The organism is Mesorhizobium sp. M1D.F.Ca.ET.231.01.1.1 (genome assembly GCF_003999155.2).
In the GTDB taxonomy this organism is placed as follows: domain Bacteria; phylum Pseudomonadota; class Alphaproteobacteria; order Rhizobiales; family Rhizobiaceae; genus Mesorhizobium.
The window spans coordinates 56,972-69,150 of the sequence record NZ_RZOZ02000016.1; the positions used below are offsets into that span (position 1 = coordinate 56,972).

General features: G+C 65.2%; 11 protein-coding genes. 2 read left to right on the forward strand and 9 right to left on the reverse strand.

Features of this window, described 5'->3' with window-relative positions:
* Positions 1–73: 73 nt before the first annotated feature.
* From EN874_RS29580 to EN874_RS29595, 4 genes are read right to left on the reverse strand one after another with little or no spacing between them, the layout of a single operon-like run.
* Positions 74–844 carry a HugZ family protein gene (locus EN874_RS29580; protein WP_127428491.1) on the reverse strand — a complete coding sequence of 257 codons (771 nt, stop codon included), beginning with the start codon at positions 842–844 and terminating at the stop codon, positions 74–76.
* Positions 845–881: 37 nt separating this feature from the next.
* Positions 882–2,057 carry a CaiB/BaiF CoA-transferase family protein gene (locus EN874_RS29585; protein WP_127428492.1) on the reverse strand — a complete coding sequence of 392 codons (1,176 nt, stop codon included), beginning with the start codon at positions 2,055–2,057 and terminating at the stop codon, positions 882–884.
* 6 nt (positions 2,058–2,063) lie between these two features.
* A complete protein-coding gene (locus tag EN874_RS29590; protein WP_127428493.1) occupies positions 2,064–2,825 on the reverse strand; it encodes a 3-hydroxyacyl-CoA dehydrogenase in 762 nt (253 codons plus the stop codon).
* 30 nt (positions 2,826–2,855) lie between these two features.
* Positions 2,856–3,461: an N-acetyltransferase gene (locus EN874_RS29595; RefSeq protein WP_127428494.1), complete on the reverse strand. Its 606-nt coding sequence runs from the start codon at positions 3,459–3,461 to the stop codon at positions 2,856–2,858.
* Between the two features lie 285 nt (positions 3,462–3,746).
* Between EN874_RS29595 and EN874_RS29600 the strand changes: the two genes are divergently transcribed.
* Entirely contained in the window at positions 3,747–4,733 is a 987-nt protein-coding gene (locus EN874_RS29600) for a glutathione S-transferase family protein (protein ID WP_127428495.1), read from the forward strand.
* On the opposite strand, the gene EN874_RS29605 is transcribed toward EN874_RS29600, so the two are convergent.
* A complete protein-coding gene (locus tag EN874_RS29605; RefSeq protein WP_127428496.1) occupies positions 4,734–5,237 on the reverse strand; it encodes an NUDIX domain-containing protein in 504 nt (167 codons plus the stop codon).
* A gap of 68 nt (positions 5,238–5,305) precedes the next feature.
* On the opposite strand from EN874_RS29605, the gene EN874_RS29610 reads away from it, so the two are divergent.
* Positions 5,306–6,241 carry a metallophosphoesterase gene (locus EN874_RS29610; protein ID WP_127428497.1) on the forward strand — a complete coding sequence of 312 codons (936 nt, stop codon included), beginning with the start codon at positions 5,306–5,308 and terminating at the stop codon, positions 6,239–6,241.
* 5 nt (positions 6,242–6,246) lie between these two features.
* On the opposite strand, the gene EN874_RS29615 is transcribed toward EN874_RS29610, so the two are convergent.
* From EN874_RS29615 to leuA, 4 genes are all read right to left on the reverse strand, one after another.
* Positions 6,247–6,864 (reverse strand): hypothetical protein, encoded by a 618-nt coding sequence (locus EN874_RS29615; protein WP_127428498.1) that lies wholly within the window; start codon positions 6,862–6,864, stop codon positions 6,247–6,249.
* A gap of 69 nt (positions 6,865–6,933) precedes the next feature.
* A complete protein-coding gene (locus tag EN874_RS29620; protein WP_127428499.1) occupies positions 6,934–7,737 on the reverse strand; it encodes an alpha/beta fold hydrolase in 804 nt (267 codons plus the stop codon).
* A 230-nt stretch (positions 7,738–7,967) separates the two neighbouring features.
* Positions 7,968–9,755 (reverse strand): hypothetical protein, encoded by a 1,788-nt coding sequence (locus EN874_RS29625; protein WP_127428500.1) that lies wholly within the window; start codon positions 9,753–9,755, stop codon positions 7,968–7,970.
* A gap of 192 nt (positions 9,756–9,947) precedes the next feature.
* Positions 9,948–11,624 carry a 2-isopropylmalate synthase gene (gene leuA / locus EN874_RS29630; RefSeq protein ID WP_127428527.1) on the reverse strand — a complete coding sequence of 559 codons (1,677 nt, stop codon included), beginning with the start codon at positions 11,622–11,624 and terminating at the stop codon, positions 9,948–9,950.
* Positions 11,625–12,179: the final 555 nt, after the last annotated feature.

Sequence of the window (12,179 nt, forward strand, 5' to 3'; positions counted from 1 at the left end):
GCGCTGCAACGAAAGGTAGATCATTTTATCTAAATCTCAAGAGTTGCTTTCGATCTAGAGCGATTAACTTTCGCTACTGTGCCTGGTCGGCGGCGCGTCCGGTCTTTGCCATCTCGACCAACACGGAGCGCAACTCGCGGGCAGCGCCCAACGGCTGCGGGAAGAAGACTCTGCACACGGCATCCGGCGAAGCCAGGTCCATGCCGTCGGCATCGAAGCCGGTGACGGTCCAGCCATCGCCCTCGGCCCGGCCGAAATGGCGCGCATAGATGCAAAGCGCATCGCCATGGTCGGCGTTCATGTGATCCAGCGCCGACTGTTCGCTGGCCGCGAGCTCGTCGACGATCGGGCCGCTGGTGATCAGGTCGGCGCGATCTAGAAGATAGGCCTTGCCGAAGCCGCCATTCAGGCTGGCGCGCTCAGGCTCGAGCCGGAATATCGAGAAATCGCCGAGCCCGGCATAGAGCTTCGCCTTCGGATTGCGGTTGAGATAGCGCCGTTCGGCGCGGGCGTGATCGGCCGATCCACGTTCCAACCGCAGCGCCCGGCACACAAGGGCGATGCGCGGATGCGCGAGCGGATCGCCCTTGCCGGGTTCGCCAAGAAGCAGCGAGCAGCGCGGGTCGGCGAGAAGCGCGCCGGTATGCGCGGACAGCATCGAGACCAGGATCAGCGGCGCGCCGTCCATGTCGGTCGCCACGCCGACCCGACTTGCCAGCGGCGCGCCGGTGCCGGGCTCGATCACCGCCAGCGCGCCGAAGCGAGCCGAGCGGACCAGCGTCTTCGCCAGCCTGACGGCCTCGGCGTCGGTCTCGCGAATGACATCCTTCCTGGTCTCGGCCAAAGCGTTCACCGCGATAAGGTGATTTCTGCTCTCCGGTTTATTGGCCAAACAGGCCGGACCTGACAAGGGCTTCGATTTCACTTTCGTCGATGCCGAAGCGGCTCAGCACATCCGAAGGTTGGCCGTCGGCGGCCGTCGGCGCCTCGGCAGGCGTCGACGCGGCCTTCGAGAAGCGCGGCGCCGGCGCTGGGCGTTCGAGCGTGCCCGATCGCACAAAACCTTGCCGGGCACGGCTCTGCGGATGGTCCCTGGCCTCGGTCAGCGACAGGACGGGAGCGACGCAGGCATCGGTCGGGGCAAAGACCTCGGTCCACTCGTCGCGCGTCTTCTCTCTGATCCTGGCGGCGATCGCGGCGCGCATCTGCGGCCACGACGCCCGGTCATACTGGCTGCCGACAAAACGCCGGTCGAGCGGCAACTGTCTGGCGAACTCGGCAAAGAACCGCGGCTCGAGGCAGCCGACGGCGACGTGCCGGCCGTCGGCGGTCTCGTAAGTGTCGTAGAAGGGCGCTCCGGAATCGAGCAGGTTCTCGCCGCGCCGGTCGTTCCAGAGGCCTGCCGCCATGAAGGCGTGGACGGGAGCCGCGAGCATTGACGCGCCTTCGGCCATCGCGGCATCGATCACCTCGCCCTCGCCGGTGCGCGAGCGCTGGAAGAGGGCAGCCAGCACGCCGGCAATCAGCATCATGGCGCCGCCGCCCTGATCGGCGACGAGGTTGAGCGGCGGCACGGGCGGCGCCCCTTGCCGGCCAATGGCGTGTAGCAGGCCGGCATAGGCGAGGTAGGTGATGTCATGGCCGGCGCGGGGCGAAAGCGGCCCGTCCTGGCCGAAACCCGTCAGGCGGCCATAGATCAGCGCCGGATTGCGGTCGCGCACGATGTCGGGTCCGAGGCCCAGCCGTTCCATGACGCCTGGGCGAAAGCCTTCGATGAGGATGTCGGCCTTTTCCGCAAGACGCAGTAGAAGCTCCGCGCCATCGGGGCGTTTCAGGTCGAGCCTGAGGATGGAGCGGCCATGGCGGTCGAGGTCGCAGGTGTCCGGCAAGGACAGAAGCGGTTGCTTGGCGTCCACCCGCTCGACACGCAGGACGTCTGCGCCCATTTCCGACAGCATCAGGGCTGCGAGCGGCACCGGGCCGATGCCTGCCATCTCGATCACCCTGAGGCCAGCCAGCGGCCCTGTCTTGTCGGCGGCTGTCCGCGTCGTGACCATTCCCTTTTATTTGGGCGCCATGCGGATCGCGCCGTCGAGCCGGATGGTCTCGCCGTTCAGCATCTGGTTCTCGATGATGTGGAGCGCGAGCGCGGCATATTCCGAGGGTTCGCCGAGGCGGGGCGGGAAGGGCACCGAAGCGCCGAGCGAATCCTGCACCTCCTGCGGCATGCCGGCCATCATCGGCGTCTTGAAGATGCCCGGAGCGATGGTGCAGACGCGGATGCCGGAGCGGGCGAGATCGCGCGCGACCGGCAGCGTCATGCCGACGACGCCGCCCTTGGACGCCGAGTAGGCGGCCTGGCCGATCTGGCCGTCATAGGCCGCGACCGATGCGGTGTTGACGATGACGCCGCGCTCGCCGCCGGCGAGCGGGTCGAGTTTCGCCGCCCGGTCGGCGACCAGGCGGATCATGTTGAAGGTGCCGATCAGGTTGATCTCGATCACCTTGCGGTACTGGTCGAGCGGGTGCGGACCGTCCTTGCCGACCGTCTTCACGCCGATGGCGATGCCGGCGCAATTGACCAGGATACGCGGCTCGCCGAGCTTCTCAGCCACATCGGCAATGGCAGCGCTGCCGCTGTCGGCACTGCCGACGTCGCATTGAAGCGCAATGCCGCCAATGTCGGCCGCGACCTTGACCGCGCGATCGATGCCGATATCGAGTATGGCAACCTTGGCGCCCTTGCCGGCGAGGGCGCGCGCCGTCGCTTCGCCAAGGCCGGAGCCACCTCCGGTGACGATCGCGATCTGCCCATTCGGATTCATGCCGGCGTCCTCCCAGGATTTCGGGTCATGCTACGAAGCGCGCTGCTGCGGCGCAACCTGGATGACCGCGTCGATCGAGGGCTGAGGGTTGACCGAAGCACGGACCACGACCGAGGCCAGGTCGGCAACCCGCGCCGTATCCGCATGGCAGACCTCGCCGACGAACCGGGCCACCGCGCCGGGCCTCATTTCGTGATGGAGCAGCCGGTCGAGATCGACCGGGCGCGGCATGGTGATCTGGCCGCGCGGAAAGCGCTTGAAGCCGAGCGGCCCGTAATAGGGCTCGTCGCCGACCAGCATGACGGCCGGGGCGCCGGCCTTCGCGGCGGCCTCGAGCGCTATCGCGACCAGCCGGCGGCCGATGCCGAGATTCTTGAAGGAAGGCCGCACGGCAAGCGGGCCGAGCATCAAGGCGCGCCCGGCGCCGGCGGCGACCCGCGTCATGCGCACCGAGGCGATCACCGTCGCGTCCTTGACGGCGACAAAGGACATCGAGCGGTCGTGCCCGCCGGCCTCGCGGATCTTGTAGGCGGCAAGCACGAAACGGCCGGGCCCGAAGGCCTCGTCGTTGATGGCTTCGATTTCAGGATCGTGCGCCGGGGCTTCCGGCAGGTATGTCACGTCGGCAAGGCTCATGGTCTTTGCGTTCCGGTATGCGAGGGAAGGTTGCTGCAAGCGGCAGCGTTCGCCAGTCAGCGCTTTAAGCGCGGGCGCCCTTTCGTCGTCGGTCGAACCGGATCGTGGCAAAGTCGAACATGGGCGCCTCCGCTAGCATCAATTCTTCCCCGCTGCAATCGGCGCTTTCACCTTTCTTCCGCCGCCTGACGATCCGGTTCGTCGTTGACGAACTGTTCAGCGCCTGAGGGTTTCAGATTCCGGTCAGAAGCCTAAATGTCTGTTGGATCCGCAAGGAGATTTCGCATGGGATTGCTGATTGAAGGCAGATGGCAGGACCGGTCGACCGTTGCCGATGGCAGCGGCAGGTTCGTGCGCGCCGAAGCGCAATGGCGCGACTGGGTGACGTGCGACGGCGCGCCGGCGGAAGGCAGCAAGCGCGGCTTCAAGGCCGAGCCCGGCCGCTACCATCTTTACGTCTCGCTCGCCTGCCCCTGGGCGCACCGGACCTTGATCTTCCGTGTTCTGAAGAAGCTGGAAGGGATCATCTCCGTCTCCGTGGTGCACCATTTCATGGGTGAGAACGGCTGGACCTTCAAGGCGAAGGACGGTGCCACCGGCGACGCGCTCTACGGCCTCGAATATCTGCACCAGATCTATGCCAAGGCCGATCCCGCCTATTCGGGCCGGGTGTCCGTACCGGTGCTCTGGGACAAAAAGCAGGAGACCATCGTCAACAACGAGTCTTCCGAGATCATCCGGATGCTCAATTCCGCCTTCGACGAATGGGGCGATGCGAGCCTCGACTTCTATCCGCCGTCGCTGCGCGCCGAGATCGACGAGATCAATGCGCTGGTCTATCCGGCGATCAACAATGGCGTCTACCGCACCGGCTTTGCCACCACGCAGGAAGCCTATGAGGAAGCGTTCGGCGAATTGTTCCTGGCTCTCGACACGATCGAGGAGCGGCTTTCGAAGCAGCGCTACCTGGTGGGCGAACGCATCACCGAGGCCGACTGGCGGCTATTCACCACATTGGTGCGTTTCGATCCGGTCTATGTCGGCCACTTCAAATGCAATCTGCGCCGCATCGCCGACTATCCCAACCTGTCGAACTATTTGCGCGACCTCTATCAGGTGCGGGGCGTCTCAGGCACGGTCAACCTTCATCACATCAAGTCGCACTATTACGGCAGCCACAAATCGATCAATCCGACGGGGATCGTTCCGGTTGGGCCGGAGCTCGACTATGCGGCGCCCCATGATCGCAGCCGGTTCAGGAGGGCGGCGTAGCTACCAGTAAGGCGAAGGCTGCTCGCCGCCAAAAATCTCTCCAATCCGCCGCAACGTCGCCGGCGTCGTGCCCTTGGGCAAACGGTCGAGCGGGAAGAACGCTGCCTCGGCGATCTCGTGGTCGGGCAGCTTCGGCGCGGTCTGGCTGAAGGCCTCGATCAGATAGAGGCCGACATGGTCGCGGCGGCTGGCGCGGTGGTTGAAATGCATCGATTTCAGCACCGGCGGAGCAGTCAGCGCGACGTTGCCTTCCTCGGCCAGTTCGCGCGCCAGCGCCTCGACGAGCGTCTCGCCCAACTCGACGCCGCCGCCTGGCAATTGCCAGCCCGGCACATAGGTGTGGCGGATGAGGAAGACGGAATTGGACTCCCGGTCATAGATCAAGCCGCGCACGCCAAGCGTCATCGGACGCCGCAGCAGGAAATAGAGATGGAACAGCCTTGCCCTCAGGCCTGACCAGCCGGTCTGGCGGAACGCCTGTTCCGGATCGATGCCGCCGGTCATCCGGCAATCGCCGAGCGAACAGCAAACGGTGAGTAGAAAGCCTGAGCGGGGTCGCTTAAGAATGGGCTATGCTCAGGCTCGCACATATTTCCGATGTCCATCTGGGGCCGCTGCCCGATGTAACCTATCGCGACCTCGCGTCCAAGCGCGTGCTGGGTTACGTCAACTGGCAGCGTAACCGCCGCCGCCATATGCACGATGCGGTCATCGACACGATCGTTGCCGATATCAAGGCCAACGCTCCCGACCATCTCGCCGTCACCGGCGATCTCGTCAACCTGGCGCTCGACGGCGAGATCGAGATGGCGAAGCACTGGCTGGAGACGCTTGGCTCTCCGAACGATGTGTCGGTGGTGCCGGGAAACCACGACGCCTACGTGCCCGGCGCCTTCGACAAGGTCTGCCGGTCGTGGGCGCCGTGGATGACGGGCGACGGCGTCAACAGCCTGGTCGACCGCAATTCCTTTCCCTATTTGCGCGTGCGCGGCGATGTCGCGCTGATCGGCGTCACGACGGCGCGGGCCACGGCGCCCTTCATGGCCAACGGCTTCTTCATGGAGGGCCAGGCGGAGCGGCTCGGCAAGATCCTCGACGCCACGGCCAAGCACGGGCTGTTTCGCGCCATCATGATCCATCATCCGCCGGTGCGCGGCGCGGTTTCGCAGCACAAGCGGCTGTTCGGCATCGCGCGCTTCAACAAGGTCATTCGCCGGCACGGCGCCGAGCTTGTCCTGCATGGCCACTCGCACCTGCCGTCGCTGTTCACCATCGGCCCGCGCGGCGCCAAGGTCCCGGTGGTCGGCGTGGCCGCCGCCGGCCAGGCGCCGGGCGGCAAGCATCCCGCCGCGCAGTACAATCTGTTCGAGATTGACGGGGAAAAGGGCGGCTGGAGCATCCGCCTGACAAGGCGCGGCCTGACCGGTCCGGCACTGCCGCCGTCAGACCTGCAAGTGATCGAGCTGGGCGCCGACACAGCGGCGGCCCGTGAACTCGTCAGAAGCTGAGCCAGTCAAAAGCTGATCTTCATCTGGGCGATGCGGTCCCAGAACAGCAGGAGCGATATCGCAAGGCCCACCAGCGCGCCGGCGGCGATCAGGCCAAGCCCGGCGAAGAAGGTCGTCCAGCCGTTGCGGCGCGTCGCGGACTGCAAGGGCGGCTCGGCTTCCTGGACCTCGGCGCGATGCAGGCCAAGCGCGGCGCTCTCGACCACGCCCTCCATCATCCGCTGTCGCTCGACGACACGCTCGGCCACATATCGCGTCACGGCATCGGCGACGGGCTTCATGTCGGTCGATTCGGCCAGCACCACGCGGCCGATGCGCGTGTCCTTGAGGAAGCGGAAGGTGCGGCGGTCCCGCCCCATGGCGACATGGCTGACGGCATCGATCCACAACCGCGGCTGCAGGCCGGAGGAGACGGCGAAGTCGAAACTGTCTATCTCGGTCGGCACACCGGCGAAGACGGGCGCGAGCTCGGCCGCCAGCAGCTCGAGCCGCATGCGATGCGCCTCGCGCATGTCGACCACCACGTCGTCGCGGTCGGCGAAGGCGTTCTTGACGTCGCGGATCGCGTCCGTGAGCCTTTGCGACGGCTCGATCGGGGTGATTTTGTCGCCTGAATCCTTCATGGCGGCTGCCTCGCTGTTGGTAAACAGCGAGTTAACACAGTCGCCGGCAAAATGCACTGCGAGATGGGCTCAGCTCGCCGCCGCGCCGAATACGGGCTGCTGGCTCCTGCCGCGGCGACGCGTGTTGCGGCGCACGGCCTCCGCAACCAGGTCAGGCGCCTCCTCGACCAGCATATGGCCGGCCGCCAGCACGTGGTGCAGGTGGAAATGCGGCGGCAAGCCTTCGGCCTGGGCGACCGGCAGGACGGGATCGTCCGTTCCCCAAACCACCATTACCGGCATGTTCAGGGTTTCCAGCCGCTCGCTCGGGATGACGCCTTGCCGGTCGTCCCTGGTCATCGCGGCCGCCGTGTCGACGAGGGTCGGCAACTGGCCCGGCCGCTCACGCATGCGGAAAAGCGCCTCCACGACATGTTCAGGAGGCGCGCTCCGCGGCCCCGACATGGCGGCAAGACAAGCGCGGACCTCGTCCCTGTCGTCGGCGGCGGCATAGCGGCGCAGCAGCGAACCGTTGATCTCGGGACCGATGCCGCCGGGTGCCAGCAAGGTCAGCGAGGCGACTCTTTCAGGGTCGGCGAGCGCCATCAACGTTGCGATCGCGCCGCTCATGGAATGGCCGACGAGGTGGACCTTGCCCAGCCGGCGGCCGATCAGATCCGCGAGGATGGCGCGTGCCGCCTGTTTGGCGCCTGCCGTTTCCGGGTACTCAAGGGAATTTCCGTGGCCGGGCAGGTCGTAGGCCAATGCCCTGACGCCGGGCACCAATTCCGCAATCACGTCGCGCCAGATCGAATGGCAACCGCCGAAGCCGTGCAGGAAGATGATCGTCTTCGAGCCAGCACCGATTTCGGCGACGTGAAGGGACAGGAGCATCAAATTTATGGCTGCGAAGCAAGGCGAACGGCAATTCAGGATTGTGGCTGAATTGCTCCCCGGGCGGCTCGATAGCCAGTAAAATTTTCGCGACCGGGAATGCATGCGCCTGACCGAATGTGGAAGCATGCCCTTGTTGAATTTCGGTCCCATGCCTGGCCGAGCGAGCCGGCACGGCGAATATCGATGGCAATTCGGGATCGGCGCGCCGGCACATAGCCCGCGACGGTTCAGCTCGGGTTGCCGATTCCCGCTGAGCGCAAGGATTGCACCAACCGATCGGTGAGATCGGCGGGATACTTCCTGTCGACGAAGACCGCGCGCGGATTGGCAGCGAATTTCGGGAATTCGGCCGTCAGTTCGTTCGCCAACTCGCTCGCGAGCTTGTCGCGGCCTGAAATCTTGGCGCCGATCAGCCGTGCGGCCAGGTAATGCGATTTTGACGCGGTGGTCCTCAGCGACTCGCTGGCGATCGCGGCCTTCTTGGTATCGCCTTGCATGAAGGCTCCGACAAACAGGCCATAATCCCACCAGGTCGGGTGGCCGCTGAACGCTTCGACCGCGTGCGCGAGGATCGGCGTTCCTTCCTGGTATCGGCCGGCGAAGATCAGGCCATAGCCATAGGCGGCCGCCATGCCTAGATCGTAGGTGTTGAGCTCATAGGCCTTGCGCATCCAGCGGATCGCTTCGTCCGTGTTGCCCAGACGCGAGTTGAGGTAGCCATAGGCGCGATGCGCGTGCGGGCTCATCGGTCCCATCTGGATGGCGCGGTGGGCAAACGACATGGCCTGCTCGACCGTGGCGTCGGGCGGATAGGCGTAGTGATTGTTGACGGCTTCCAGATGCAGCGAAGCCATTTCCGAATAGACGAGCGACGATTTCGTGCCATCGCCGACCAGCTTCTCCAGGCAGCGATACGCAGCCTCATGCGTCTTGGCGCTCTGGTCGAGATAGTAACGGTCGTTAAGCACCAGACATCCGATCTGGCCGGTCCGGATGTCGCTCTGGTCGATGTAGTTGTAGATCGCGCCGGAAGCGGGGATGGTCGAAGTCAGGAGATTGGCGATGTTGCTTTCGACCGCACCGGGCGCGCTTTCGGCCGATGTCAGGTTGCGTGACAGGAGAACCCGTCCCGTCGCGACGCTCTGCAGCTCAATCATGACGTCGCCTGCAGCAGGTCCGGGAATAAGATCGAAAACGAAGCTGACCGGATCGGCGGAACGATCGCGCGTGGCGTCGGCGTCGCGTCCGATGAAGTCGATGGTGTCGAAGCCGGCGAGCCCGGCACGCAGCGAGGTGGCAACACGGGCCGCCTCGGGTCCGTCGGCCTTGATGGCCATGTAGATCAAAGGCAGGGTGTCGAATATGTCGGGGGCGACGCTGCCGGTCGCCGTTTCGACTTCGACCGGCGCAGTCGCGTCGTCACTGTGAAGAAAGGCGTTGCCCTGGCGGATGACAAGGACGCTCAGCATGGCGATGACCACCACCATGGCGGCCCAGAAGAAGCGGAATTGACGCGCCAGCGACGAGGCGGATGCGGGCGGTGCCGGAGCCGTCATCAGCGGCGCGGCGTCGGCCCGCGCGGCGCGGGCAGGCGAGGGGGTCTCGAAATGCTCGGCCGATGGCGAAGCGGCCTTGCCGCCATCGGCGCGCTCGGCCTCGGCCGGCAGCCGGATGGCGTTCAGCTCGTAGGAAGGCACATAGCCGCCGCGCGGGATGGCGATGCGCACCGGCTCGGCGATGCCCTCGTTAGCGAAATAATGTTCCAGAAGCTCACGCAGCCGCCCGGCCTGGACCCTGACGACGGCGTCGGTCGATGCGTCGAAATCGCCGTCCTTGCCGAAGACGTCCATGGCAATGGAAAGGCCCTTCAGCCTGTCGCCTTCGCCGGCCTGCTCACGCTCCACGAGATAGCGTAACAACCTGCGCGCGCGCTCGGACCGTCCGAACGTTTCGCTGGCAAGCAGTCGCTCCAATGTCTCGCGCACTGCGGGGGCGGCAGGCGTGGCAGGCTCCAAGTGTCGAACCTTTCGAAGTCGGCACAGGTTAGGGAGTGATCATATAGCGCTCGCGCCGGCGCACAAGAATGCATCTGTTATGCGATCGCGTAAGCCACCGCAAATTTCCCTGCCGGTTAATGAATGGCAGGAAATCGTGCGCGTTTTTAAAGCACGGCGCGTCTGGTGGACGCGCCGTGCAAAGGTCGAGGGTCAGCCGGCCCTGCGGCCGATGATGCGGTTGGCGGCCGAGACCACGGCCTCCAGCGAGGCGGCGACGATATTGGTGTTTATGCCTGCGCCGAACAGCTTGCCGCCCGGATGTTCCATCTCGACATAGGAGATGGCCGATGCATTCGAGCCGCGCTGCAGGGAGTGCTCGGAATAGTCGAGCACCGACATCTCGACGCCGACATGGCGCGACAGCGCATCGACGAAGCCGTCGATCGGCCCGGTACCGGAACCGGTGATGGTCGTTTCCTTGCCGTTGTCGAGGATGACCGCTTCCACGACGCGCCGCCCTTTCACCTGGGTGTCGGGATAGGTTTGGTGATCGAGGAATTTCAGCCGCGCGCCGGGTTGTTCGACATAGGTTTCGAGGAAGCGGTCATGGATGCGCTTGCCCGGCACTTCCTTGCCTTCGGCATCGGTGATCGCCTGGATGTCCTGGCTGAACTCGATCTGGAGGTTGCGCGGCAGGTTGAGGCCGTAGTCGGCCTGCAGCACATAGGCGATGCCGCCCTTGCCGGACTGCGAGTTGATGCGGATGATCGCCTCATAGGTGCGGCCGACATCGGCCGGGTCGATCGGCAGATAAGGCACTTCCCAGAGCGGCGTGTTGGCCTTGCGCAGCGCCTTCATGCCCTTGTTGATGGCATCCTGATGCGAGCCGGAGAAAGCGGTGTAGACCAGCTCGCCGACGTAGGGATGCCGCTCCGGGATCCTCAGCTGGTTCGAATACTCGTAGACGTCCTTCATCCGGTCGATGTCGGAGCAATCCAGCCCGGGGTCGACGCCTTGCGTGTACATGTTGAGCGCCAGCGTGACGATGTCGACATTGCCGGTGCGCTCGCCATTGCCGAACAGCGTGCCCTCGACGCGGTCGGCGCCGGCCATCAGGCCGAGCTCGGTCGTGGCGATGCCGGTGCCGCGGTCGTTGTGGGGATGCAGCGAGATGATCAGCTTGTCGCGATTGTCGAGATTGCGGCACATCCATTCGATGCGGTCGGCATAGACGTTGGGCGTCGACATCTCGACCGTCGAGGGCAGGTTGATGATCAGCCTGTTGTCGGCCGTCGGCTTCACGATCTCGGTGACGGCGTTGCAGATCTCCAGCGCGACCTCGAGCTCGGTGCCGGTGAAGCTCTCCGGCGAATATTCGAAACGGAAGCCGCCGCCGGCCCTGGCGGCCATGTCGGTGATCATCTTGGCGGCGTCGGTGGCGATGCGCTTGATGCCGGCGACGTCTTTCTCGAAGACGACGCGTCGCTGCAGCTCACTGGTCGAGTTGTAGAAATGCACGATCGGGCGATGCGCGCCCTTGAGCGCTTCGAAGGTCCGCGTGATCAGCTCGGGCCGGCACTGCACCAGCACCTGCAGCGACACGTCGCTCGGGACGCCGCCCTCCTCGACGCACCAGCGGGCGAAATCGAAGTCGGTCTGCGAGGCCGACGGGAAACCGATCTCGATCTCCTTGAAGCCCATGTCGATGAGCAGCGCGAACATGCGCGCCTTGCGCTCGTGGCCCATCGGGTCGATCAGCGCCTGGTTGCCGTCGCGCAGGTCGACCGAGCACCAGATCGGCGCCTTGTCGATGACCTTGGATGGCCAGGTGCGATCGGCGAGGCTGACGGTCGGGTAGGGCTGATATTTGCGGGCGGCGTCCGGCATCTGCCCGCTCGCTTGCGCGCCCGGTTCGGCCTCGCCGGCGCGGATTGCTTCTCTTCTGTTCATCGTCGTTTCTCCCGGCGGCTCGTGTGACCGCCCTCAGGCGGATTGGTGCCGAGCGGCGCCTTTACCAAAGTTTCGTTCGCTTGATGTGACTTGCCAATCTAGCCGAGGAGCATGCGCCTGGGGCGGCGGCTATCGACCGCCGGGCGCTCCTTCAGCGAACCCGGCGATCGCCGATAAGGCCGAGAAGAAGCAGGGTCGAAGCAAGCGCGCGCACGGTCTCGCCGGCAAAGCCGGGGCGAGGAGAAGCGACGGAGCGGGTGCGCGTGGTCATGCCGGCTCTCTTACAGGAGCGGCCATCAGGAGGCAAGTGCAGGGCCGACGCACTTGAAGCGCGTCGCGTCGAAACGGATTCGAGCGACGCGCTCCAAGTCCTTGGTTTTTGTGCATGTCGTTTCCAAATCCGCCGCACACTTTCGCGCGACATGCATTTGGTGCGGGCTCTTCCCCGCACCAGGCAAATGCGCCACACTCGCTTGCGGAGGATCTGATCCC